The sequence below is a fragment of the Kocuria sp. NBRC 114282 genome (genome assembly GCF_030268385.1).
GTDB lineage: Bacteria > Actinomycetota > Actinomycetes > Actinomycetales > Micrococcaceae > Kocuria > Kocuria palustris.
In genome coordinates this window covers 275,815-301,158 of record NZ_BSQO01000002.1, presented here as the reverse complement: position 1 = coordinate 301,158, position 25,344 = coordinate 275,815, and the positions used below count along the sequence as shown (strand labels likewise).

Here is a 25,344-nt window from a genome sequence, read left to right as displayed (position 1 = left end):
ATCGGCTGCCGGATGCGGCTCAGCGGGTGAGCAGGAGGTCCTTCAGGAAGCGCGACGGGCGCCGGTTGGCGCGTCCGCCCGGGGTCCGCGAGGCTGAGCACGAGAGCATCAGCTGCTCGCGGGCACGGGTGATGCCGACGTAGAGCAGTCGGCGCTCCTCGTCGATCTCGTCCGAGGTCTCGGCGAACGTGATCGGCATGAGCCCCTCCGACAGCCCCGTCAGGAAGACCGCGTCCCACTCCAGGCCCTTGGCCGAGTGCAGGGAGGCCAGGGTGACCCCCTCGACCGGGGGCGCGTCCTGGGCCACGGCCCGACGACCCAGCTCCTCGGCCACGTGCCGCAGGGTGAACGGGCCGGGGCCCTCCGTCCCGGCGCGCTGAGCGGCCTGGAGCGATTCGGTGTGCGCGGCGGCCAGGCGGTCCGTCATGTCCACCAGCGCCGCCATGGACTCCCACTTCTCCCGCGTGCTGCCCACGGTGCGCGGGGCGTGCTGCGACCAGCCCAGCGAGCGCAGCATGTCCCGGACCTGCTGGGCCACGGCGCCGGTTCCGGACTCCGCCTCGGCCCTTGCCGCGGAGCGGATCTGCACCATGGCCTGGCGCACCTCCGGACGGCGGAAGAACTGCTCGGTGCCGCGCAGCCGGAAGCCGATGCCGGCATCGGCCAGTGCGGTCTCGAAGGCCTGGGCCTGCCCATTGGTGCGGTAGAGCACGGCGATCTCGGTGGCCGGGACGCCGTCCTGGAGCAGGTCCTGGATGCGCACGGCGGTGCCCTGGGCCTCGGCCTGATCGTCCTGGTACTCGTGCCAGTCCGGGACGGGACCGGCGGCGCGCTGCCCCACCAGGCGCAGGGGCTCGGCCCACAGCCCCTCGGTCGAATCCGGGCCGGCACGACGCGCACTGAGCAGGCGATTGGCCGTGTCCACGATCTGCGGGGTGGAGCGGTAGTCGCGCACCAGGCGGATCACCCGGGCGGATTCGTAGCGCGCCGGGAACTCGAGCAGGTGCCGAGACGTGGCGCCCGTGAACGAGTAGATGGTCTGGGAGGCATCGCCCACCACGCACAGGTCGTCGCGCGGGCCGAGCCAGGCGTCCAGGAGGCGCTGCTGCAGCGGCGAGACGTCCTGGTACTCGTCGACCACGAAGTGCTGGTACTGCGCCCGCACAGCCGCCGCGATCCGCTGGTCCTCCTCGAGGATGCCGGTCATGATGGCCAGCACGTCCTCGAAGTCGATCAGGTTCCGGTCGGTCTTGAGATCCTCGTAGGTCTGCCACAGCCGCTGGATCGTGGTGGCGCTGTGCCCGCCGGGCAGATCCCGGACGGAGCCGGCCGCGGCCTCTCGGGCGATGGCATCCGGGTACATGTCCGGCACGAGCAGCAGCGCCCGGGCGCGCTCGATCTCCCCCGACAGGTCGCGGATCGCCGCGCGGTCGCTGCTCAGGCGCATGGAGCCGGCCGCCTCCGCGATCAGCCGCGCCTTGTGCGTGACCAGGTCCGGGATGGAGCCGCCGACGGCCTGGGGCCAGAAGTACTGCAGCTGGCGCAGGGCCGCCGAGTGGAACGTCCGGGCCTGCACGCCCTCCGCGCCCAGCAGACGCAGGCGATCGCGCATCTCGTGGGCGGCCCGGGCCGTGAAGGTCAGGGCCAGGACCTTCTGGGGGGTGTAGACCCCCGTGGCGATCCCGTAGGCGATCCGGTGGGTGATGGCCCGGGTCTTGCCGGTGCCCGCGCCGGCCAGCAGGCACACCGGTCCGCGCAGGGCCGTGGCGGCCTCGCGCTGCTCGGGATCCAGGCCTTCGAGGATGCGCTCCTCGAGAGGAAGCTGCTCGGTCTCCGGCAGCGCGAACAGTGCCGCGGAGGCGGCGTCCGGGACGATCTCGCGCTCGAGGTGCTCCAGGCTCACCATTCGGCCCCCGTCAGAGGGCTGCCGTTCCAGTGCTCGATCAGGGAGCGGGCGATGGAGATCCGCCCGGGCAGAAGCAGCTCACCGACCTCCGAGGTGCGGCGCAGCTGCTCGCGGGTCACCCAGCGCAGCTCGGCGATCTCCTCGCCGTCCGGGGCGACCTGCCCGCCCTGCAGGCGCGCGGTGCAGCCGATCATCAGCGATCGCGGGAACGGCCACGGCTGGGAGCCCAGGATGCGGACATCGCCCACGTCCGCCCCGGACTCCTCCTGGATCTCGCGGCGCACCGCCTGATCGATCGACTCCCCCGGCTCCACGAACCCAGCCAGCGTGGAGAAGCGGCCCTCCGGCCAGGCCGCCGCGCGGCCCAGCAGCAGGCGCTCCTGGTCGCTTCCGGGCTCGCCGTCGGTGACGGCCACGATGATCGCGGGATCGGTGCGGGGGAAGTGCAGGGAGGAGTCCTGCGGGCAGACGCGTATCCAGCCCGAGCGCGCGACCTCCGTGACCTCGCCGCAGCGCGGGCAGCGGGGGTGGTCCAGATGCCAGGCCATGGCGGCCTGAGCGGCCACCGCCAGCGCCTCGTCCTCCGGGGACCGGCCGATCATGGACAGGGCCGCCTGACGCAGCCCCTGCCACTGATGTCCCGGGGCAGCGGTGTCGAGCTGGGCCTGGACGGCCGCGATCTGCTGGCCGAGCTCGTCGACCACGCCGTGGGTGGTGTCCTGCAGAGCGGACTGGGAATCGTCCAGGGCGCGCACGGTGACTCCCACGCGCTGCTGCGGATCATGCTCCTCGTCCGGCAGCACGGCGGCGGCGGCGACCTCCCCCAGAAAGACCTCCGGCCGGGCGGGATCCGCCGGAAGCTCCGGCAGCTGCGAGCGCTCCAGCAGCACCAGGCGGTCCCCGTGCAGGGGAAGCCGCCCGCCGAGCATCACGAGCACGAGCCGGGCGCCGCGGCGCAGATCCGTGCGCTCGCGCTCGACCGCGCGCCGGTCCAGCGCCTCCGTGGAGAGCATGGACGAGGGGTCCAGACGATCGAAGCCCGGCCCCGAGGAGGTGCCGGGCGCCTGGTGATCGTGGGCGGAAGGTGCATTGCGGGTCTGGTCTGTAGGCACGCGACCACTGTAGAGCCCGCAGCTGACGACGCATCGCGGCCCGTCGCGTGCCCCGATGCCCCCACCGGGAAGCGGTGGAGATCGCCCGGGCCCCGCTGAGCAGGAGGGCGCTGTGGAGCGAGGCCGGACGCGGTCGTCGTGCGCGGGAAGCGACCAGGATGCGCTTGTAGGGTTGCCTGCATGACATCGTCCCTGGAGCACCTTGCGGCCGCGGCGGCCGCGGCCGTCCCCGGGCTGCGACCTGCGGGTGTGGCCCCCTCCCCCGACGACGACGCCGACTTCCGCTCCGCCGTGGTCGTCGATGCCTCGCAGCGCCGGTGGCGCGTGCGCAGCTCGCTGACCGACGAGGCCTCCATGCGCCTGGCCTCCGAGCACGCCGTTCTCAGTTCGTTCAGCCCGGCGCTGCGCGCCAAGCTGCCGTTCCACATGCCCACCGTCGTGGGCTCGGTCGAGGACCGCGGACGGCGCCTGTTCGTGTACTCGCACCTTCCCGGTGGCCCGGTGCCGATCGACGACCTCATGGACCTGGCCGACGCTCCGCCGGCGCGACCGCAGCCCCCGAGCGCCGAGCCCGTGCCGCAGGCCGCCGCGCAGCTGGGCCAGCTGATCGCCGCGATCCACTCGCTGCCGCGCGCCATGGTCATGGACGCCGATCTGCCCGCCTACAGCTCGGAGCAGTGCCGCCGGCGCCGGCTCAGCGAGCTCGACCAGGCAGCGACCACCGGACGCATCCCCGCGGCTCTGCTGCGGCGCTGGGAGGATGCGCTGGAGGACCGCACGCTGTGGCGCTTCTCCACCCACGTGATCCACGGCGACCTCCACGAGGACAACCTGACCGTGGAGGGCAACCGGATCACGGCCGTCACCGGCTGGTCGGACGTGCACGTGGGCGATCCCGCCGACGACTTCGCCTGGCTGATCGGGGCCAGCGACCCGTCGTTCGCCGCCGCCGTGGTCGCGGAGTACTCGCGGCACACCTCCGCCGAGCCGGACCCGCACCTGCTGCGCCGCGCGCATCTGGAGGCCGAGTTCGCCCTGGCCCGCTGGCTCGTGCGGGGCGTCTCACGGGATCTGCCGGAGCTGGTCGCCGACGCCGAGTCCATGCTGCGCATCCTGGAGAAGGACGTGGAGGCCTACGACCGGGAGCTCTCGGCCGCACGCGGAGCCGAGGCCGAGCAGTCGGTCGAGGCCCGCACCGAGCATGCCCGCACCTCCCGGCAGCGCGCCGAGGAGGCCTCCTTCACGGCCACCGGCCTCCACGGCCTGAACCGGGACTCGCTGTTCTCGGATCCCGCTGACGACGCAGGAGTCGGCACGGCCGAGCCTCTGGCGGACGACGACTCCCCTGAGCCTTCCGGCGCGAAGGACGAGGGTCCCGCCGCCGACCCGCACACCGGGGCCACCGTCACCCCGCTGCGCCGACCCGGCCCCGGGACGTCGCAGGACTGAGATCCAGGGCCGAGACCGCGGCGGCGGCGGCGTCGCCCACCGCGGAGGACCACGACTGCGGGCTCCTCGCGGCCCGAGGGGCTGCGACCCGGGGCGAGGTCCTCAGCCGAAGGCCCGGCTCACCATCCGCTCGAGCTGCTGCTCATCCGCCAGGTCGTGCGGGCGGATGGTCCGGTCCTCGGAGACGAAGTAGAACGCCGCCGAGACGTCCTCGATCGGCACGTCCTGCAGTCGTGACCAGCCGAGGCGGTAGACGGCCAGCTGCACAGCTCGACGCGCCAGCTCACTCTGGGCCGGCACGGCTCCGGTCTTCCAGTCCACGAGCTCCCAGCGGCCGTCCTCGGTGCGGAAGACGGCGTCGATCCGACCGCGGATGGTGACTCCGGAGATCGGCGTCTCGATGGGGTGCTCGACCGACCACGGCTGCCGGTTTCCCCACTCACCTGCCCGGAAGGTCTCGGCCAGGCGCGGGAGGTCGTAGGACTCGTCCACGAAGTCGTCCTCCGCGGGGACCTCGTCCAGGTCGAAGATCGCCGAGGACTGGAAGTGGTCCTCGACCCACGAGTGGAAGGCCGTTCCGGCGCGCGCGGCCATGCCTGGGCGACGCGGCATGGGTCGGCGGAACTGCGCGGCGACCGCCTGCGGGTCACGGCCCAGCTCGACCACCGTGGAGGCCGACAGGTGCGAGGGCAGGGCCAGCTCCTGGACCTCGCTGCGGGTCTCGTGGGCGGCCAGCAGGATGCGCGCCTCCTCGAACCAGCGCTGGATCTGCGGATCCCGGCGGCTCTGCTCGGCCTCCAGGCGCTCGATCTCCGCGTGGTCGGTCTCGGACTGCTGGCTCACCCGGTGAGCGGCGGCCTCCACCCGGGCGCGTCGCCCGGCCTGCGGGGCCGGTTGCCTCTGCACGCCGGGCTGATCCGGGTCGAGGGGAGCCTGGGCCTGCTCGCCGCGCGTCTCCAGGACCTCAGGGCCCTCGAGGGGGTCGTACGGCCAGGCCGCCCACAGGCGTCGCGACTGCTCGGGGTTCTTCTCGTCCGCGGCGACATCCTCCCAGCCGACGAGCTCGATGCCGTCGATGCTCCGGTGCTGGTCGTCCTGGGGCAGCTCGACCGGCGCGGAGTCGAAGGCCTTCTCCTGGGCGGCCTCCCGCGCGATCTCCAGACCCTGCTGACCGCTCAGCGGCAGCAGCTCCAGGAGGAAGCGCGACGGCGTCCGCCGCGTGGCGGCCGAGCCGGAGAATGCGTTCGAGGACAGGTGCAGGCGGCTCCTGGCACGGGTGAAGGCCACGTAGGCCAGGCGGCGCTCCTCGGCCTCGGCATGCTGGGCGGCGTCCTCCTGGAACTGCGCCAGGGAGTCGCTGAGGGCGTCGAGATCCGAGGTGTCTTCACTCCACTGCGGAAGGAATGCCCGGTCCCCGCGCAGCGGCCAGGGGACGTCCGAGGGGTTCTTGGTCCAGCGGGTGTCCCGGGTCATGGGGAAGTGCGACTGGTTCATGCCCGGCACGTGCACGTGATCCCATTCCAGCCCCTTGGAGGCGTGGACGGTCAGCAGCTGCACCGCACCCCGAGCAGGCTCTGGCGGGGCGGTGTCGAGCTTCTCCTCGCGGGAGGCGATGTCCAGCCACCCCAGGAACGCCCCGACGTCCTGCGTGGCGCTGGCCGAGCTGAACGACGCCGCCAGGTCCAGGAAGGCGTCCAGGTCGCGGCGGCCCTGCGCGGCTCGAGCGTCCGGGCGGGCGGCGACCTCGATGTCCAGACCGAGGGTCCGCTCGATCACCGAGATGATGGTGGCCAGGTCCTCGGAGAGCCAGGTCCGCAGCTCGGCCAGCTCCTCGGCGAAGGCGATGAGTCGCTGACGGCCGGTCTCGCTGAGGCTGCGTCCGGCTCCGGAGATCCAGTCCGGGCGCGGCAGGGTCTCCACGGCCTCCACGAGGGAGGCGGCGTCTACCCGGTCCGGTTCGACCAGGACGTCCTCCTGGGGCGATCCCTGCACCGCGTCCCCAGGGTCGCCTGGCGAGTCGATGTCCTCGATCAGGCCCATGTCCGCCGCAGCGCTGCGGCGCCGCTCAAGGTGTCCGGCCCAGTCGCCGAGAGCGGCAAGGTCGTGGGCGCCCAGCCGCCAGCGGGCTCCGGTCAGCAGTCGGGCCAGGGAGTCCGAGCGACCGGGATCGGTGAGCACCCGCAGCGTGGCCACGATGTCGACGACCTCCGGGACCTGCAGCAGACCGCCGATCCCGACGACCTCCACCGGGATCCCCCGTGCGATCAGCTCGCGGCGCACGGGCTCGAACTGGGAGCGGCGGCGGCACAGCACCGCCGTGGTGGGAAGCTCCTGGTCCTCGCGGACCCGGGCGCGCGCGGCCAGGATGTCGTCCGCGATGGCGACGGCCTCGTCCTGATCCGAGCGGTGCCGGGACAGCAGGACCTGCCCGCGATCTGCCTCGGGGCGCGGGTCCAGGCCGGGGACCTTCTTCAGCCCCTGTCCGGCGCTGCCGGTGCTCCACGGGGGCGGAGTGCGCAGGGGCTCGGCAGCGCTGTTGGCGACGTCGAGGATCGCGGTGTCGTTCCGCCAGGCGGTGGTCAGGAAGGAGACGGCGTCCTGGGGATCGCCGGGGGCCGGGAAATGGTCGCTGAAGCCGAAGAGCTGTCCGGCAGAGGCTCCGCGGAAGCCGTAGATCGACTGCTGGGGGTCCCCGACCGCCATCACGGAATGGCCCTGGCCGAAGAGCTCGGCGAAGATCTTCATCTGCGCGTGCGAGGTGTCCTGGAACTCGTCGAGCAGCACCACGCGGTAGCGCTCCCGCTCCGAGGCGCCGCAGGTCCGATCCTCCTGGGCAAGACGCGCCGCGTGGCTGAGCAGATCGCCGAAGTCCATGACCTCGGCCTCCTGCTTGGCCTGCTGATAGCGCTGCGCCATGCGGCACAGCACGCCGGTGCGCAGCAGGCGGCCCGCGGCTTCCTGGGTGTCCTTGGTGACCTTCTTCTTCTTGCCCCCCGGTCGCGGCGGGGTCTCGAGCATGGCCTGCCCGAGCCGAGCCGTGTGCCGCCGGATCTCGTCGAGGTCCAGCAGGTGCTCCGCGGCGCCCGAGGACAGCGCGAGGACCTGCTCGACCGCCGTGGACATCTTCAGATCGGACGGGACCTCACCGTCCCAGGACTCCACGACGCGCGAGGCGATCTGCCAGGCCTGGGCCGGGCCGAGCAGAGCGGTCTCCGGCTCCAGGCCGATCCGCAGCCCGTAGGTGCGCACGAGCGCGCTGGCATACGAGTGGTAGGTCAGCACCGTGGGCTCGAGCACGGGCGCGGTGTCCCCCTGGCCGGCGGGGGCGCCGCGGTCCGCGTCGGCCGCTGAGAGCTCGGAGGGGTCCTCCGGTCCGGGCACGACGAGGCCCTTGGAGCGCAGCACACCCAGTCGGCCCCGCACGCGGTCGCGCAGCTCACCGGCGGCCTTGCGGGTGAAGGTCACGCCCAGCACCTGATCCGCGCGCACGATGCCATTGGCCACGAGCCACACGACCCGGTCGACCATGGTGGCGGTCTTGCCCGAGCCGGCACCGGCGACCACGAGCCGCGGGGTCAGCGGCGCGGCGATCACCTCCGCCTGCTGCTCGGTGGGCCTGTTGCCGCCCAGCGCCTCCGCCAGCTCCTGGGGGCTCCAGCGCGGCTCGACGCCCAGGTACGGGTGCGGGGATCCATCGCCCTTCATCGCCCCGGGTCCTGCAGCGCAGACCGCGGGCTCCGACGCCCCGGCGGGCGAGGACGACGCTGCGGACTCCGGTTCGCCTGACCACGACGCATCCTCGGATGACGACGTCTGGGGGCGGGAGTCGTGCTCGGAGGCCATGCCGGGCTCCTTCTGGGTCTGGTCGTGGTTCGGCTCGTGCGGCGAGCGGCCGCTGGAGGCAGCGGACACGCTCATTCGGTGACCTGCCGTCCCTCGGCGCACAGCGGGCAGATCTCCGGGAGGCTGCAGCCGATCCCGCCGTGGCCCGTGTTCGACCCTGCGGTGTGGCTGGCCAGGAAGCGGTCCCCTGCCACCAGATCCGCAGCGGCCGAGACCAGCTCGCGGACCTGCACGCCGCCTTCCTCGGTGAGCCCGTCCTGCAGCTGCGTGCTGACGTTGACCCTGTCCACGCCCAGCTGGACCAGCAGCGCACCGCCGGGCAGATGCTGAAGGGGCCCTTCCCGCAGCACCAGGGGCTCGCTCGGCTCCGGCTTCTGCCCTTCCGCATCCGTGCTCTGCCGGATGCCGCGCTGCTGCTCCTCGACCATGGCCTGACCGGCACCGGCCGCCAGCGCCGCCTGATAGGCCAGCAGCTGAGGATGCTCGGGCAGATCCTTGGTGGCAGGTGCGCTGCGCCCCGTCTTGAGGTCGACCACCACGAAACGGCCCTGGTCATCGATCTCCAGGCGGTCCACCCGACCGCGCAGCAGGGCATCGCGGGCGCGGCCGTGGATGAGGACCTGGAAGCCCCCCTCCACGAGGGCCAGGCGGCGGTGCTCGTCCTTGCGAGCCTGGATCACGTACTGGGCGAATCTGCGAAGCATGGTCTCGGCCCGCTCCTTGAGCAGGTCTGATTCCCAGGTCTCCGGCAGCCCGAGCTCCCTCCACCTGCGGTGGATCTGCGCCGCGAGCTGATCGCCGGTGCCTTCTGGGGACTGCTCTGCGATCGAGTGGACCAGGGTGCCGACCGAGCGCGCCGCATCCGAGGCCTCCTCAGCACGAGCCGTGGCCACATACCAGTCCAACGGCGAGCGCTGGATGGTCTCGAGGCGCGAAGGAGACAGCGGAACCGGCTGCTGCGGGTCCAGGACCTCCTGCGTGGACGACAGCGGCAGCAGGCCCCACCACTGGTGCGGGGCCGCCCCATCCACGGGCTCGGGCGAGGAGGCGAAGCGGTGCAGCAGCTGTGCCGCCGCCTCCCTCTGCTCCTGCGAGGCCGTCCCCTGCTGGAGCACCCGGCGCAGCTCGGCGGTCAGGGCCCGCAGCGTGGGAGGACGCGGCGCGGTGTGCACGGGACGTGCCCGGCGGGCGGCCTCCGGGTGCAGCGAGGGATCCCACGGATCCACGATGTCCAGGAACTCCGAGGGGTTCTCCTCCTCGGAAGACACGGCCGTGGCGATCAGCTCGCGCGAGGCACGGGAGACGGCTGTGGCGAACTGCCTCAGCTCGTCGTGGCGGACCTCCGTGAGCCGGGCGGCGGGGCTGGCCTGAGCGGCGACCTCCACGCCGAGCTCGACGGCGTCCGAGAGGCGCTGGGCTCCCAGCAGCTGCCCGCGAAGCGTCGTGTTGGGCCACCTGCCCTCCTGGAGGCCCGCGATGAACACGACCGGCCAGCCGCGACCGGCTGCGGTGGCCGGAGTCATGATCTCCACGGAGGCCCCCGTGGGGGCGCGGGCGGCGAGGGTGTCCATGGGCAGGTCCTGATGCTCCAAGAATTCCAGGAACTCCTGCGGCCCTGCTCCCGGGCGATGATCGGCGAAGCGCTCGGCCGTGCCGAACAGCGCGACCACGGCATCGAGATCGCGATCGGCCCGCTGGCCCTCCGGACCGCCGGCCAGGGCGGTGCGCTGCCAGCGTCCTGCCACTCCGGAGGCCTCCCACAGCGCCCAGAGGACCGTCTCGGCGGTGGCCCCGTCGGCACGCAGCGCGGTGCGCCCGGCTTGGAGCATCCGGGCGACACGACGCGCCGGGGCGGCCCTGACGCCTGCATCCTCCATGACGGTGGGGTCCAGCAGCGCCTCCACGAGCAGCTGGTCCGAGCTGCGTCCTCCGCCGCTGCGCAGCTCGTGGGCTCGCAGGCGCTGGCGCAGGCGGCGCAGGTCCATGGCCGAAGCGCCTCCGATCCGGGAGCTGAGCAGCTCGACGGCCTCGTGCGCCTCCAGCACGGCGCTGCTCTGCGCGGTCCCCTCTCCCGTCTCCGAGGCCCGCGGCGCTTCCGGGGCATCGGATCGCAGCGATTCGGGGTCCGGCTGCTCGCGCTCCAGCTCCTGATCGTGCTGGGCCGCCGAGCGCTCCGCCACGATCAGCCGCAGCGCGGACAGCAGGGGACGCACCGCGGACTCGTCCCGGACGGGAGTCTCGGCTGCCGAAGTGGTCACCGGCACTCCGAGAGCCGTGAGGTGGCGCTGCAGGGACTGCAGGCGATCGCTCGAGCGCACGATCACGGCGATGTCCTGCAGCGCCACGCCCTGCAGCAGATGGCGCTCGAGGATGGCGTGGCCGATCCAGCGCGCCTCCTGCGCGGCCGAGCCGAGCAGGACCGCCTGCGGCAGCTCTTCCGCCTCCGGATCGCCCCCCGGCGGCACGGGACGAGGACGGCGGGCCCCCAGGGCGGTCTCGAGAGCGGGGATCCGCTGAGCCGCGCGCTGCCAAGCCAGCTGGATGGCCGGGGGCATGCGGTGCCCGGTGCCCAGGACGCGGCGCGTGAGGGGCCGCTGCGGGGTGCCCAGGCGGTCGTCGAGTCCGCGCAGCAGGTCCGGGCGAGCACCGCGGAACCCCTGCACGACGGTGTCCGGCGACGCTGCGATCACGACGTCCCGGCCCCGGCACAGCACCTCCAGCAGACGGTGGATCGACGGCGTGGCCTCCTGGAGGTCGTCGATCACCACGAGCTCGAGCCGCTGCTGCTCCCGGTGGAGGAAGTCGGGGTGCTCCACGAGGGCCCGGCAGGCCTCGCTCACCAGGGCCGCGGGGTCGAAGGCCTCCGGCATGCGCAGGCGGCGCACGCGCAGGTACTCCCGGCGCAGCACGGAGGCGGCGATCCAGTCCGGTCGCTGCATCTGGTGCCCCAGCTGCTCGAGGTCCTCCGGGGACAGCCCGTTCTCGCACACGCGGTCGAAGAGATCGCGGACCTCCTGGCGGAAGCCGCGCGTGCCGACAGCCTCCGAGAGATCCGGCGGCCACACGACGGCGGCGCCGTGGCCGCTGCGGTGACCGGCCATCAGCTCCTTGAGCAGGACGTCCTGCTCCGGTCCCGACAGCAGCTGGGGCGGCTGCTCGACTCCCGGCAGCAGTCCTTCCGCCTGAGCCCGGCGCAGGAGGTCGAAGGCGTAGGCCTGCCACGCCCGCACCGGCGGAGAGGTCATGGTGGTGGCCGCGGTGGCAGTCAGCGTGTCCCTGGCGCGGGCGGCCGCGGCGCGCGACGGGGTGAGCACGAGCAGCCGGTCAGCGGGCAGGCCCTCGCGCAGCCTGCGGGCGGCCAGCGAGAGCAGGGCCGTGGTCCGGCCCGTGCCCGGCGCCCCCAGCACGAGCTGCGGGCCGCAGTCGCCGGCCAGCTCGGCGATCTCCCGCTGATCGCGATCCAGGGCCGAGAGCTCCGGGAGCACGAGCGAGCTGCGCTCGGCCGGGACCAGGCGCCAGGCCGAGCGCGACGCGGAGAGATCGACGACGGGCTCGGGGGGATGCGACGGCCGCTGCTGGGACATGGCCACATCGCACCACAGCGCTCTGACAGCACAAGGCCATCTCGGGCGGCAGGTGCGCCGCGGCCCCCGAGGCCCCGACCTCAGCGGCATCGGCATCGCCGTCGGCCGCATCGCGCCGGAACAAGCCGCCGGCCCAGTGCTGTCGGAGCGGCTCCGTACGGTGTCGGCATGGCCAGCAGACCCGATCCGTCCGAGCAGACCGATCCGCTCTTCGATCTCCCGACCCCGTCGGGCAGCAGCCCGGCGAGCCCCTCGCAGCCCGAGGCCCAGGAGGCCCAGCTGTCGCTGTTCGACACCCCCGCGGCATCGACCGGTGCCGGGGATCGGCCGAGCGCACCCGCCGCGAGCGCGGCGCCCGCCGATGCTGTGGCGCCGCGATCCGACCACAAGGCACCGGCCCCGCAGGACCCTGACACCCCCTGGACCGAGCTGCCGCGAGCGGCTTTCGACCTGGAGACCACGGGCAAGGACGCCCACGAGTGCCGCATCGTGACCGCCTCGCTGCTGCTGATCGATGCCCGGGGCGAGATCCTCCAGCGCTGGGACTGGCTCGCAGATCCCGGCGTGGAGATTCCGGAGGGCGCTGCGGCCGTGCACGGCATCTCGACCGAGCACGCTCGCGAGCACGGCCGTCCGGCGGCGGAGGTGGTCCCGGAGATCGTGGCCGCCGTCGCCGATCTGCTGGAGCGCGGGATCCCCGTGCTGGCCTTCAACGCGTCCTACGACTTCACGGTCCTGGCCGCCGAGGCCCGACGCCACGGGCTGCAGGCCCCGGAGGCCTTCCCGGTGCTGGACCCCTACGTGATGCACAAGCACGTGCGGGTGAGATGGCGCGGCAAGCGCACGCTGGTGGCTCTGTCCGAGGCCTATGAGGTGGACCTGGAGGAGGCGCACACCTCCGGGGCGGACGCCCTGGCCGCCGAGCAGGTCGGGCGTCGTCTGGCCGAGGAGTTCGCCGAGCTGCGCGTGGGCGCCCCGCAGATCCACCGGCAGCAGATCGAATGGTCCGCCGAGCAGGCCGCCGACTTCCAGGAGTTCCTGCGCAGCCGTCGTCAGGACCCCAGCATCGTCATCGACGGCACCTGGCCGGTGCGCGACCTGCAGGGATGATCCCAGCAGGACTGCCGCAGGTCGGGTTCCCGCAGTAGACTTCAGATTCCCCGTCGGCCTTCCGGTCGACAGCAGAGCACAGGAGGTTCCCATGGGACTCGGTGACAAGATCAGCAACAAGGCCGAGGAAGCCTCGGGCCAGGCCAAGCAGAAGCTCGGCGAGGCCACCGGCGATGAGCGCCTGCAGGGCGCCGGCGAGCAGCAGGAGAACTCCTCGAACCTGAAGCAGGCCGGCGAGAACCTGAAGGACGCCAAGGACAACGTCCTGGGCGACAAGAACTGACGCGTCGCCGACGCACAGCGCCCCGGTCCGCTCCGCGATGCGGAAGGGACCGGGGCGCTGTCCTGTCCGTGAAGCTGGGCCCGGAGCCGATCAGCCCTGGACGGGCTGCGCCTGGGCGGCAGCCTCGGCGGCCTTGGGCAGCGCGTCGATGATCCGCTGCATGGCGGTCTCGTCGTGCGCTGCGGAGAGGAACCAGGCCTCGAACACCGACGGTGGCAGGTACACGCCCTGCTCCAGCATGGCGCGGAAGAACGGCGCCCAGCGGAAGACCTCCTGGGACTTGGCATCCGCATAGGTGCGCACCGGGCGGTCCGAGGTCCCGAAGGTCACCGAGAACAGCGAACCGGCGTTCTGGATCGAGTGGTCGACTCCTGCGGCAGACAGCGCCGAGGAGACTTCGCCGCGCAGCTGCTCGGAGAGACGGTCGATCGTCCGGTAGCAGTCGTCGTCGGCCAGCTGCAGCGTGGCCAGCCCGGCGGCCATGGCCACCGGGTTCCCGGACAGCGTGCCGGCCTGGTAGACGGGGCCGGTGGGGGCCAGGTGCTCCATGATCTCGCGGCGCCCGCCCAGTGCCGCCACCGGCAGACCGCCCCCTATGACCTTGCCGAACGTGAAGATGTCCGGCTCCCAGCCGCCCTCCTGCGGCGAGGTCAGGCCCCAGTAGCCGGCGGGGTCCACGCGGAATCCGGTGAGGACCTCATCGAAGATCATCAGGGCCCCGTGGGCCCGGGTGATCTCCCGCAGGCCCGCGTTGAATCCCGGATCCGGCGGGACCACGCCCATGTTGGCCGGGGAGGCCTCGGTGATCACGGCGGCGATGCGCCCCTCGTGGGCGGCGAAAGCCTCGCGCACGGCGTCGAGGTCGTTGTACGGGAGTACGAGGGTCTCGGCCGCCGTGGCCTCGGTGACGCCGGCCGAACCGGGCAGCGACAGGGTGGCCACACCGGAGCCGGCCTCCGAGAGCAGCGAGTCCACATGGCCGTGGTAGCAGCCGGCGAACTTGATCACGAGGTCGCGTCCGGTCACGCCGCGGGCCAGGCGCAGTGCGGTCATGGTGGCCTCCGTGCCGGTCGAGACCATGCGGATCTCATCCAGCGCCGGGACGCGCTGCACCAGGTGCTCGGCCAGCTCGGTCTCACCGCGCGTGGAGGCGCCGAAGGACAGGCCCTTCTCGACGGCGGCGTGCACGGCCTCCAGCACGACCGGGTGCGCGTGGCCGACCAGCGCCGGTCCCCACGACCCCACGAGATCGACGAACTCGCGGCCATCGGCATCGGTCAGGTACGGCCCGCGAGCCGCCGAGATGTACGGCGGGGTCCCCCCGACGGAGGCGAACGCGCGCACGGGCGAGTTCACCCCTCCGGGGATCACGCGGCGGGAGCGCTCGAAGAGCTCTTCAGAGACGGTCATGGGGTCCTTTCGGAAGCGATGTCTCGAAAGCCGGCGGCGGCGCGGCAGGGCGCGGCCGATGGCTTCCGCTGTGGTCGTCGTGTCGTCTGGGGGCCTGTCAGCTCAGTCCGTTGTCCTCGCGCCACCAGCGGGCCAGGTCAGTTGCGAAGTAGGTCAGCACGGTATCGGCGCCGGCGCGGATGATCGAGAGCACCGACTCCTGGGCCGCACCGCGGCGGTCGATCCAGCCGTTGGCCGAGGCCGCCTGGATCATCGCGTACTCCCCGGAGACCTGGTAGGCGGACACCGGCACCGTCGACTGGTCGGCGACCTCCCTCAGGATATCGAGGTAGGACATGGCCGGCTTGACAATGACCATGTCCGCGCCCTCGGCCAGGTCCAGCTCGAGCTCCCGGAAGGCCTCGCGCCGGTTGGCGGAATCCATCTGGTAGGTCTTGCGATCGCCGGTCAGCGCCGAGTCGACGGCCTCGCGGAACGGGCCGTAGAACGCCGAGGAGTACTTCACGGCGTAGGCCAGCACCACGGTGTCCTGATGACCGGCGGCATCCAGGGCGTCGCGGATGACGCCCACCTGCCCATCCATCATCCCGGACGGGGCCAGCACGTGGGCCCCGGCCCGGGCCTGGGCCACGGCGGCCTGCGCGTAGATCTCGAGGGTCGCATCGTTGTCGACGCGGCCCTGGTCGTCCAGCACGCCGCAGTGCCCGTGGTCGGTGAACTCGTCAAGGCACAGGTCGGCCATCACCAGGAGGTCGTCGCCGACCTCGTCGCGGACCTCGCCCAGCGCACGGTTGAGGATCCCCTCGGGATCGATGAGGCCCGAGCCCCGGGCGTCCAGGACGGCCGGGACGCCGAAGATCATGATGCCGCCGAGCCCGAGCTCGACCGCCTCGGCTGCCGCACGGCGCAGCGAGTCCATGCTGTGCTGCACCACCCCGGGCATGGAGGCGATCTCGACCGGCTCCTGCAGCCCCTCCTTCACGAAGACCGGCAGGATCAGCTGCGACGGGTGCAGGCGGGTCTCGCGCACGTGGCGGCGCATGGTCTCGGACTGGCGCAGGCGCCGCGGCCGGTGCGGCAGATCGACGCTGAAGCGGCGGCTCCGCGGAGCCTCGGCTGCTGCGCTGGGATCGATGCGATCGTTCATGTCATTCCTCCTGTGCTGATGGGGCGATGTCCTGGGGTGGGGCGGGCCGCCGGCGCCCCGGCGGAGCGGCCACGGCCCGCTCGAGTGCTTCGATGAGCCCGGACGGCGCCGTGGACTCGGCCACGACCGCCTCGAGGCCCAGTGCGACGACGGCGGTGTGCGTGGGCTCCCCGATGGCCGCCAGCGCGGGCGACGGAGCCCGCACGAGTCCGTCTGCCAGCGCACGGACGGTCGACGGAGCGGTGAGGATCACGCCGTCGATCGCGCCGGCTGCCAGCTCCGAGCGGGCCTGCTCGACGGTGCGCACCGGATCGTGCTGCCCCACGGGTGCTGCGACCAGGGGATCCTCGGCCGGCCACGGGGCCATCCGGTAGGCGTCGCGGCGCCGCACCTGCCAGCCGAGCTCCTGCAGCCCGCGCGTCAGCTCGGGCGAGGCCGCCGCCGATTGGGGCAGCAGCACGGTGCCGGGGCGCACGGGGGCGAGGGCCGCGTCCGGGCCCTCCGGCCGCGCCCAGGTCTCGAGCAGCCCGGCGGCCGAGGCCGTGCGATGGGGCTGCAGATGAACGGGCACGGCATGGCTCTCGAGCTCGGCCGCGGTGGCCGGTCCGACGGCTGCCACGCGCAGCCCGCGCTCGATGCCGGGCTCCAGCAGCTCCCCGAGGCCGCGCCCGTGCGTCTCGAGCGCCAGACGATGCAGGGCGCGCACGGTGTTGGCCGAGGTCACCACGAGCCACAGCGGCTCGGCCCGGTCTGGGGATCCATGGGAACCTGTGACCGGTGCCGACGAGCGGCCCTCCGTCCAGCTGCCGGGGGGCACTGCTGGCCTCGGCCCCTGCGCCGCCGCCTCGAGCAGCTCGTACAGGTCCTGGCGCTGCTGGCCGGTGACCGGCTGCGCCTCCTGGACGGGCACGAGCACGGGCTCGGCTCCGCGCTCGCGCAGCAGCTCGAGCAGCTCCGCCGCCCGATCCGGGGTTCGGGTCACCAGCACGGACCGGCCCCGCAGCGGGCTGTCTCCGCAGCCGGCCGGGTGCTCCTGCCCCTGCCCCGCCGGCCCTGGCCGGCCCGGGCGCGGTCCCGAGCCTGCCGCCCCGGACGCAGGGGGCTGCGCGCAGGCTCCCGCGCTCGGCGCGCTGAACCGCGCCGAGTCCCGGGACGGGGAGGCCGTGGGCACCGTGCTCAGGCCAGCCCCGCCAGTCGGGCCGCGCCGTCGGCGAGCAGGCCGTCGCCCACGCGGCGCCCGAGCTCCCGGGCGGCGGCCGTGGACAGCTCGTGCGAGGCCTCGGTGCGGCGCATGACCTCGGCCCCGTCCGGGGAGGCCACGGCGACCCGCAGGGTGAGCATGCCGTTCTCGACCGTGGCCAGCGTGCCCACCGGTGCGGCGCACCCGGCCTCGAGCCGTGCCAGCAGCGAGCGCTCGGCGGTCACGGCCCAGCGGGTCTCCAGGTGGTTGATCCGCGCCAGGCCCTGCAGCAGGTCGCTGTCGAGCGCGTCCTGCCCGGGGCGGGCACGCTGCGCGGCGACGGCGTCCTGTGAGGAGCCGGAAGCCTGCTCGGCGAGCTCTGGATCCCTCTCGAGCACCTCGGTGCGGATCTCGAGGGCCAGCGCCCCCTGTCCGGGAGCGGGCAGCACGACCGACGGGTCCAGCGCCTCCGTGATGTGCGCCTGCAGCCCCAGTCGGCGCAGGCCGGAGGCGGCCAGGACCACGGCGTCGAGATCGCCGGGGCCCTCGGGATCCAGCCCGGCAACGCGCGCCAGGCGGGTGGGGACGTTGCCCCGGATGTCCACGATCTGCAGGTCCGGGCGGGCCAGCAGCAGCTGAGCGGCCCGTCGGGGCGAGCCGGTGCCGACCTTCGCGCCGTCGGGCAGCTGCTCGAGGCGCAGGCCGTCGCGGGCGCACAGGGCGTCGCGGGGGTCCTCGCGCTCGGGCACCGCGCCGATGGACAGGCCAGGGGTGGGTGCCGTGGGAAGGTCCTTGAGCGAGTGCACGGCCATGTCCACGCGATCCTCGAGCAGCGCCACGCGCAGAGCCGCCGCGAACACGCCGGTCCCGCCCAGGGTCGCCAGCGACCCTGTGAGGACATCGCCCTCGGTGCGGATGATCTCCAGCTCGTGGGAGACCCCGGCGGCCTCGGCCACCCGGTCCGCCGCCCAGGTGGTCTGGGTGCGGGCCAGCGCGGAGCCGCGCGTGCCCACCCTCAGCACGGCGGCCGGCTGCCGCTGGTCCTCGGTGCGCTCTGCCTCGCTCATGTCCTGGCCTACCTGATCGGTCTCGTGGGGCTGCCCGCTCATGCGCGCACCACCTGGCCCGTCTCGTCGAGACCGACCGGGATCGGCTCACCCTCGGGCCTCTGCGCGATCGTGGGTCGCGGCTCGGTGCTGCCGCGCAGGATCTTGACGCAGCAGTCGGCGGGGCAGTCGTCGAACCAGGTGCCGTCGCTGCACGCGGAGGACCTGGGCTCGCTTGAGCGCCCGGCCATCCGCTGCTCGATCAGGTCCGCGAGTCCGGACACGAACGCCGGGTGGGTCCCCGGAGTCGGTGTGCGCGCAAAGCCCAGGCCGCGCTCCTGCGCGGTCTCGCGGGCCTCGGTGTCGAGGTCCCAGAGCACCTCCATGTGATCGGACACGAAGCCGATCGGGACCACGATCACGGAGCCTGCGCCGTCATCCGCCGCCTGCTCGACGGCATCGTTGATATCCGGCTCGAGCCACGGCATGGACGGCGGACCCGAACGCGACTGGAACACCAGATCCCAGCTCAGCGACTCGGGCAGCGACAGCCCCTCGTCCTGCAGCCGCGCCCGAGTGCGCTCCATGACCTTCCGCGAGGCAGCGAGCAGCTGATCCGCGTAGGCCGAGCCGGTCGCGAAGCCATCCCGCATGGTCTCGGGGCCGGCGGCCAGGGCGTCGGTGTCCGGCACGGAGTGGGCGGCGAACAGGATCCTGAGGGGACCGCGCTCGGCACGCTGGAGCAGGGCCTCGCGCAGCCCGTCGACGAACGGCTCCAGGAACCCGGCCATGTCGAAGTACTGGCGGATCTTGCCCACGACCATCTGCTCGCCGAGCCCGGTCTGCTCGAGGGCCACTCCCCAGTCCTCGCGGTACTGCCGGCAGGACGAGTAGCCGGAGAACGCGGAGGTGGCCAGCACCAGGACCCGACGGCTGCCCTGGTCGTGCAGGGACTGCAGGACATCGGCGACGTAGGGCTCCCAGTTGCGATTGGCCCACGTGATGGGGGTGTCGATCCCGCGCTCGCGCAGCTCCTGCTCGAGCGCGCCCAGCAGCGCGCGGTTCTGCGCGTTGATCGGCGAGACCCCGCCGTTGGCGCGGTAGTGCCCTGCCACGGCCTCGAGCCGGTCATCGGGGATGCCGCGGCCCCGGGTGACGTTGCGCAGGAAGGGGATGACGTCGTCCTGGCCCTCCGGGCCGCCGAACGACGAGAGCACGATCGCATCCCAGTCCGCGGGCTCCTGCGCTCGGGCCCGGGAGAGCTGCGGCGCCTGGACCGGGTGCGGCCAGGAGTCCACGGCGCGACCGCTGGGGATCGTCACCGCCGACGGCGCGAGCTCCGGCTCCTGCGGCACCGGGGCGCCTCCGGGCGCGGTCATCGCAGCACCTCGGCCAGGTCCGCGGTGCTCACTCGTCGACCGGTGTAGAACGGGGTCTCCTCGCGCACGTGCAGTCGGGCCTCGGTGTTGCGGAAGTGGCGCATGACATCCACCAGGTCCACCAGCTCGGGGGCCTCCAGGGCAAGCATCCACTCGAAATCGTTGAGCCCGAAGCAGGCGATCGTGTTGGCCAGCACCTGCGGGTAGTCGCGGGCCTTCATGCCGTGGTTGCGCAGCATGCGCGAGCGGTCCTCGGAATCCATCCAGTACCAGTCGTACGAGCGCACGAACGGGTAGACGCAGACCCAGGCCTCCGGGGCGACGCCCCGGGCGTAGGACGGCGAGTGGTTGGCCGTGAACTCGGCCTCGCGGTGGACGCCCATGGCGGCCCAGACCTGGTGGGTGCCGGCCAGCAGCGCGGTGCGGCGAGCGCGGCGCAGGGCCAGCTGCAGGGCCGCGGGGTCCTGGCCGTGCAGCCACAGCATGATGTCGGCGTCCTCGCGCTGACCGGAGACGTCGTAGGTGCCGCGGACCACGATGCCCTCGGCCGCCAGCTGCTCGACGAGGGCGTCGAACTCCTGGACGGCGGCCGTCTCCTGCTCGTGGGTCGGCACGGTGCGGTCGTTGTCGCGGGCGTAGACGGACCAGACGGCCCAGTGCTGGGTCCCCTGCTGCTCGACGTCCTGGGACTGCTCGGTGCTCTGAGCGGACATGTGCGTTGCTCCTCTCGTCGGGCTCCGATCGGAATCGCCCGATCGGCGTGCTGTGCTGTGGTGCGCGGGGCTCAGACCCCGTGCGCTGCTGCCTCTGCGGGCGGCGGCTCGGTGACCCCGTGCTCCTGCAGCACGCGGGAGATCTCCCGGCGGGTGTCCGCCACGACGGCGACCAGCCCGGTGCCGGAGAGCCACGAGCCGACCGCTGCGACGTCCTGCATCTGCGCCACGGCCTGGCGGAAGGCTGCGACCTTCTCGGCGTGCCCGGCCGACGGGCGGGCCATGGCCTGCTCCCAGCGCACGACGTCGCCGTCGACCAGGCAGGAGTGCGGCAGCTCGACGCCCAGCAGGTGCGAGGCATCGCGCATGGCCAGGGTCAGCAGCTGGTCGTCCTTGAGCTGCAGCTCCGGCGAGGCCGTGCGCCCCGAGCTGTCGACCCGCCCGTAGGACAGGCGCAGGACATGGCGTCCCTCCGGGAGGGACTCGCGGACCCAGCCCCATTTGGCGCTCACGTGCGTGAGTGCCTTGGCGCGGACGTGCGGGACGCCCTCGGAGACCAGGATGCCTGTGCCGCGGGGCGCGGCATCCAGCTCGGGCTTGTCCACGACCAGCGTGGCCAGGGCGATCTGGGGGCCCAGCTTGGGCTGGAACTCGGAGATCTCCCGGGACTGTGCCCCGAGCAGGCGCACGGCCGTGGGGCCGTCGGAGGCCAGGACCAGCAGCTCGCCGCGGGCGATAGCGGACTTGTCCCCGAATTCCGGCTGGCGCTGCAGGACCATCCAGCCGGGACGGCGCGGATCCCGGTCCACTGCCAGGACGTCGTAGCCGAGCACGAGCTTGACCTCGCGCTGCTTGAGGTCCTCCACGAGGGCCTCAGCCAGAGTGTTCATGCCTCCGCGCAGACCCGCGACGTTGCCTCCCGGAGGTGCTGCCCGGCGCAGGGAGGCCGCCGCGCCGCTGAGGCTGCCGTGCTCGCGCAGGGCCTGGCGCATCCCCGGCGAGACGGTGTCCAGGTCCAGGGCGTCCGGGTGGGCGGAGTGCACCCCCATGGTGAAGGGGGCGACCATCCTCTCCAGCACGGCGGTGCCCATGCGCTGGCGCACGAGCTCCCCGAGGGTGCGCGCCTGCGCCCCGACCCTCGCCGGGCGCTTGAGGTCCGCGCGCGCCCGCCACAGCCCGAAGCGCCCCAGGGTCTCGGCCAGGCCGGGCTCCGAGAGGTCGCCGGGGATGCCCAGGATGCCCGTGCGCTGCGAGGGCCGGGGGCCGTCCGGCAGGGCCGTCCAGGAGCCCAGGGGCTCAGGGGAGATGATCCGATCCCCCAGCCCGAGCTCCCGGGCCAGCTCGGCGACGGCCTCCGAGCGGGTCGCGAAGGAATCCGCGCCGGAGTCCAGCACGAGGTTCTCGACCAGGTGGGAGCCGACGGAGCCGCCGAACTGGGGGCGGGCCTCCACCAGGGTGACGCGCAGCCCGGCCGCGGCGAGATCCCGCGCGGCGCACAGGCCCGCGATGCCTCCGCCGACCACGAGCGCGGAGCGCAGCGGTCCTCGCGCGCGCTGCTGGCCCGAGAGCCCCGACACGGTCTGCTCCACCGCTGCACGTCCTTCCTGCACTGGTGCGCCTGCGCCCAGGCGCCTGCTGATCCGAGTTCCGCTGCGGGGACCGGCCGGTCCGCGGATCGACGACCGCCGGCCCTCATCTTCTTCCAGGATGCCACTGCGCACCGACAACGCAGCCGCCGGGCGGCCACCGCCTGCAACCGGCCCCCTGCTCAGCCGTCGGCGGGCCTGGGCGCCGGCTGCTGGTCGTGGATGTAGGAGACCAGGTCCGTGAGCACCTGGGGATCGGTGCTCGGCGGGACGCCGTGGCCCAGGTTGACCACGTGGCCTGCGGCCTCCGCCCCGGCCGCCAGCACCTCGTCCACGTGGCGGTGCAGCACCTCCGCGGGGGCCGGAAGCAGGGCCGGGTCGATGTTGCCCTGCAGGACCGTGCCGTGCCCGACCCGGCGCACGGCCTCGCTCAGGCTCAGGCGGTGGTCCACGCCGACGGCCTCGGCCCCTGCATCGCGCATGGCGGCCAGCAGATCCCCGGTGCCCGTGCCGAAGTGGATCCGCGGGACCGGCAGGTCCGCCACGGACTCCAGGGCCGCCGCCGAATGCGGGGCCACGTGCTCCTGGTAGTCCCGCAGCGACAGCGATCCGGCCCACGAGTCGAAGAGCTGGACGGCCGAGGCGCCGGCCTCGACCTGGGCGCGCAGGAAGGCGCCCGAGGCGCGCGCCGCCCACGCCGCCAGCGCCTGCCAGGCCCCGGGATCGGCATGCATCATGGTGCGCGGGCGCAGATGATCCCGCGAGGGCCCGCCCTCGACCATGTAGGCCGCCACGGTGAAGGGCGCCCCCGCGAAGCCGATCAGCGGGGTCGCTCCGAGCTCGGCGGTCGTCAGCCGCACCGCCTCGCGGATGGGCTCGAGGGCCTCGTCGTCCATCTCGGGCAGGGCATCGATCTCCGCAGCGGTGCGCACCGGGTGCTCGAGCACCGGGCCCTTGCCGGGGACGATGTCCACGCCCACACCAGCCAGGCGCAGCGGGACCACGATGTCCGAGAAGAAGATGCCGGCGTCCACGCGGTGGCGGCGCACGGGCTGCAGCGTGATCTCCGCGGCGAGATCGGGCCGCAGGCAGGCGTCGAGCATGGCGGTGCCCTCGCGGACCTGCTTGTACTCGGGCAGCGAGCGTCCGGCCTGTCGCATGAACCAGACGGGGTGCGAGGTAGCGCGGCGCCCGGTCAGCTCCCGCAGCAGCGCCGAGTCATGGGTGCCGGCGCTGCGCAGCGGGTGCTCCGGGGCAAGGCGCTCGAACCCTCCGCGGAAGCCGTCGGGGGCCGTCTCGTCCGTGATGGGCCGGATCGCTGCAGTCTCAGCTCCGGAGGTCTGTGCTGCGTGGGTCATGGCTCCCATTGTGCCCTCCGTCAGCATGCTGGTTTGGCGACGAGACGTCTGCACGGCCCCCGCAGGCAGGAGGTGGTCCGCGCCACCGGTGCGAGCTTGCGACGTCGCGGTAGGATGAGGGGATTGTGGTCCTGTTCTCCTTGGTGGCATCCCACCGCACCGTTGATCTGAGCACCGTCGCGCGTCTGGCCGACGGTGCTGCCAGCGCTCCCCTGGAGCTCGGCCCCACGGCCGGGCTGAGCGGCTCCGTCTCGCTGTCCACCTGCAATCGCCTGGAGATCTACGGCGAGCTCGACGACAGCACCGGCGCCGCCGGCATCGGCCCCGCTCGCGAGGCCCTCGCCCGGCTGCTGGCCGAGCGCTCCGGAGTGGCCCTCGAGGACGTCCTGGAGTCCATGGACCTGCACGTCGACGAGGACGCCGCCCATCACCTCTTCACCGTCGTCTCGGGGCTCGAGTCGGCCGTCGTGGGCGAGCGCGAGATCACCGGGCAGGTGCGCCGCGCGCTGATCGATGCCCAGCGAGGCGGCACCGCCTCCGGCGGGCTCGTGCGCCTGTTCGAGGAGGCCGCCAAGACCGCCCGAGAGGTCGGTACCAGCACGAGCCTGGGCGAGCGCGGCCGCTCGATCGTCTCGGTGGCACTGGACCTGGCCGACGACGTCACCGACGGCCGCTGGCCCGAGCGCCGCGCGCTGGTCTTCGGCACCGGCGCCTACGCCGGGGCCACCATGGCCGCGCTGCGCGACCGCGGCTGCGCCGACATCGAGGTCCATTCCGCCTCGGGACGAGCAGAGGCCTTCACCGCCAACCGCGGCGGAACCCCGGTTCCCGTGGACGGCCTGCGCGAAGCCCTCGAGCGCGCGGACGTCGTGATCGGCTGCTCCGGAGGATCCGAGCCGCTGTCGGCCGATCAGCTTCCCGAGGGCCCGCTCACGGTGGTCGACCTGGCCCTGTCGCGGGACTTCGATCCCTCGGTCGTGGACCTGGACGGCGTCGAGCTGATCACGCTCGAGTCGGTCAAGCTCGCGGCCCCCGAGGCCACCGAGGAGTCCGTGGCCTCCGCCCGCCGCATCGTCGCCGAGGCCGCCAAGCGCTTCCGCGACCGCCGGTCCGAACGGGACATGGACGCTGCGATCGTGGCGCTGCGCAAGCACACCATGTCCGTGCTGGACACCGAGCTGGAGAAGGTCCGCCGCCAGCACGGCTGCACCGCCGCCGCCGAGGAGGTCGAGTTCGCCATGCGCCGCATGGTGAAGTCCCTGCTCCACGAGCCCACGGTCCGCGCCCGCCGCATGGCCAAGGAGGGCCGCGCAGAGGACTACCTGACCGGGCTCGAAGCCCTGTTCGGCCTGTCCGTCGATCTTCCCGAGCAGGCGGCGCCCGTGCGCGCCGAGCCCCTCGAGACCCCGGCCCCCACCGGTCCCGGCTCCTCCCGCAGCGACGCGGCAGGGACCACGGACCCCACCCACTGCGGCCGCGGCCGCACCGATCAGCGAGCCGAGCCGACCCCCGGGCCCCGCACGCACCACGACGCGGCCGACGGCCACAGGCAGCTGCCCCGCGCCGCTGGCTGAGCCCAGGAGCCCCATGCCCACACCCCGTCCTCGCACCACCCGTCTGCCCAAGGAGCAGCGGCGCCGCCAGCTGCTGCAGGTCGCCCTCACCGTCTTCTCGGAGCACGGCTACCACGGCGCCTCCATGGAGGAGATCGCCGATGCCGCCGGCGTCTCCAAGCCCGTGCTGTACCAGCACTTCCCCGGCAAGCACGAGCTCTACCTGGCGCTCGTGGAGCACAGCCTGGAGCGCCTCGGCGGCGACCTGCTCCAGGCCCTGCAAGGCGCACAGGCCCGCGAGGGGATCACGGTCAACCGCGCGCGCGTCGAGGAGATGCTGCGCGTGTACTTCGACTTCGTGGACTACGACCCGCAGTCCTACAAGCTGATCTTCGAATCGGACCTCATGGCGGATCCGCAGATCGGCGAGCGCTTCGAGGACTTCCACATGCGCGTCGCCGAGGGCGTGGGCAGCGTCCTGGGCCCGAACACCGGAATGAGCCAGGACGCGGCCGTCATGCTCTGGCGCTCGCTGACCGACATGGTCCAGACGGGTGCCGGCTACTGGTCGCGCCACCGCGACATCATCTCCCGCGAGGAGGCCCAGCTGCTGGTCTTGCGTTTAGCCTGGGGCGGAATCGGAGTGCTCGACGAGGACTGGAAGTGACCCGCTCCTAGACTCGTC

Annotated in this window: 17 protein-coding genes; 5 read left to right on the top strand and 12 right to left on the bottom strand. The window is 73.1% G+C overall.

Features of this window, described 5'->3' with window-relative positions:
- Positions 1–19: 19 nt before the first annotated feature.
- A complete protein-coding gene (locus QSJ40_RS05065) occupies positions 20–1,906 on the bottom strand; it encodes an ATP-dependent helicase (protein WP_024290887.1) in 1,887 nt (628 codons plus the stop codon).
- The gene (gene nudC / locus QSJ40_RS05060) at positions 1,900–3,018 is read right to left on the bottom strand and encodes an NAD(+) diphosphatase (protein ID WP_235044759.1); all 1,119 of its coding nucleotides are present in this window, start codon (positions 3,016–3,018) and stop codon (positions 1,900–1,902) included. Before nudC ends, QSJ40_RS05065 begins: the two co-directional genes overlap by 7 nt.
- Before the next feature lie 180 nt (positions 3,019–3,198).
- On the opposite strand from nudC, the gene QSJ40_RS05055 reads away from it, so the two are divergent.
- The gene (locus QSJ40_RS05055) at positions 3,199–4,467 is read left to right on the top strand and encodes a macrolide 2'-phosphotransferase (RefSeq protein WP_006215335.1); all 1,269 of its coding nucleotides are present in this window, start codon (positions 3,199–3,201) and stop codon (positions 4,465–4,467) included.
- A gap of 102 nt (positions 4,468–4,569) precedes the next feature.
- Here QSJ40_RS05055 and QSJ40_RS05050 read toward each other — a convergent pair whose 3' ends face one another.
- Together QSJ40_RS05050 and QSJ40_RS05045 are read right to left on the bottom strand one after the other, a co-directional pair.
- The gene (locus QSJ40_RS05050; protein ID WP_285729339.1) at positions 4,570–8,385 is read right to left on the bottom strand and encodes an ATP-dependent helicase; all 3,816 of its coding nucleotides are present in this window, start codon (positions 8,383–8,385) and stop codon (positions 4,570–4,572) included.
- Positions 8,382–11,894, bottom strand: coding sequence for an ATP-dependent helicase (locus QSJ40_RS05045; RefSeq protein WP_285729337.1), 3,513 nt, complete (start codon positions 11,892–11,894; stop codon positions 8,382–8,384). The genes QSJ40_RS05050 and QSJ40_RS05045 overlap by 4 nt, the downstream gene beginning before the upstream one ends.
- A gap of 168 nt (positions 11,895–12,062) precedes the next feature.
- Here QSJ40_RS05045 and QSJ40_RS05040 point away from each other — a divergent pair, with 168 nt between their 5' ends.
- Positions 12,063–13,004, top strand: coding sequence for a 3'-5' exonuclease (locus QSJ40_RS05040; RefSeq protein ID WP_352156095.1), 942 nt, complete (start codon positions 12,063–12,065; stop codon positions 13,002–13,004).
- Positions 13,005–13,095: 91 nt separating this feature from the next.
- Entirely contained in the window at positions 13,096–13,287 is a 192-nt protein-coding gene (locus tag QSJ40_RS05035; protein ID WP_006215798.1) for a CsbD family protein, read from the top strand.
- Between the two features lie 90 nt (positions 13,288–13,377).
- Here QSJ40_RS05035 and hemL read toward each other — a convergent pair whose 3' ends face one another.
- The 8 genes from hemL to hemE form a co-directional block, all read right to left on the bottom strand.
- Positions 13,378–14,697, bottom strand: coding sequence for a glutamate-1-semialdehyde 2,1-aminomutase (hemL, locus tag QSJ40_RS05030; RefSeq protein WP_006215796.1), 1,320 nt, complete (start codon positions 14,695–14,697; stop codon positions 13,378–13,380).
- A 97-nt stretch (positions 14,698–14,794) separates the two neighbouring features.
- The gene (hemB, locus tag QSJ40_RS05025) at positions 14,795–15,844 is read right to left on the bottom strand and encodes a porphobilinogen synthase (RefSeq protein WP_285729334.1); all 1,050 of its coding nucleotides are present in this window, start codon (positions 15,842–15,844) and stop codon (positions 14,795–14,797) included.
- A 1-nt stretch (position 15,845) separates the two neighbouring features.
- Positions 15,846–16,832 carry a uroporphyrinogen-III synthase gene (locus tag QSJ40_RS05020; protein WP_285729332.1) on the bottom strand — a complete coding sequence of 329 codons (987 nt, stop codon included), beginning with the start codon at positions 16,830–16,832 and terminating at the stop codon, positions 15,846–15,848.
- A gap of 188 nt (positions 16,833–17,020) precedes the next feature.
- A complete protein-coding gene (hemC, locus tag QSJ40_RS05015) occupies positions 17,021–18,091 on the bottom strand; it encodes a hydroxymethylbilane synthase (RefSeq protein ID WP_058871500.1) in 1,071 nt (356 codons plus the stop codon).
- A gap of 38 nt (positions 18,092–18,129) precedes the next feature.
- Positions 18,130–19,449: a ferrochelatase gene (locus tag QSJ40_RS05010; RefSeq protein ID WP_285729330.1), complete on the bottom strand. Its 1,320-nt coding sequence runs from the start codon at positions 19,447–19,449 to the stop codon at positions 18,130–18,132.
- Positions 19,446–20,162 carry a hydrogen peroxide-dependent heme synthase gene (gene hemQ, locus QSJ40_RS05005; RefSeq protein WP_006215790.1) on the bottom strand — a complete coding sequence of 239 codons (717 nt, stop codon included), beginning with the start codon at positions 20,160–20,162 and terminating at the stop codon, positions 19,446–19,448. The genes QSJ40_RS05010 and hemQ overlap by 4 nt, the downstream gene beginning before the upstream one ends.
- Positions 20,163–20,233: 71 nt before the next feature.
- Positions 20,234–21,751, bottom strand: coding sequence for a protoporphyrinogen oxidase (hemG, locus tag QSJ40_RS05000; protein WP_058871336.1), 1,518 nt, complete (start codon positions 21,749–21,751; stop codon positions 20,234–20,236).
- Positions 21,752–21,930: 179 nt separating this feature from the next.
- Entirely contained in the window at positions 21,931–23,115 is a 1,185-nt protein-coding gene (hemE, locus tag QSJ40_RS04995) for a uroporphyrinogen decarboxylase (protein ID WP_285729325.1), read from the bottom strand.
- Positions 23,116–23,231: 116 nt separating this feature from the next.
- On the opposite strand from hemE, the gene QSJ40_RS04990 reads away from it, so the two are divergent.
- Both QSJ40_RS04990 and QSJ40_RS04985 read left to right on the top strand, forming a co-directional pair.
- Positions 23,232–24,680: a glutamyl-tRNA reductase gene (locus QSJ40_RS04990; RefSeq protein WP_053447073.1), complete on the top strand. Its 1,449-nt coding sequence runs from the start codon at positions 23,232–23,234 to the stop codon at positions 24,678–24,680.
- A 13-nt stretch (positions 24,681–24,693) separates the two neighbouring features.
- Positions 24,694–25,326, top strand: coding sequence for a TetR/AcrR family transcriptional regulator (locus tag QSJ40_RS04985; RefSeq protein ID WP_285729323.1), 633 nt, complete (start codon positions 24,694–24,696; stop codon positions 25,324–25,326).
- Positions 25,327–25,344 lie beyond the last annotated feature (18 nt).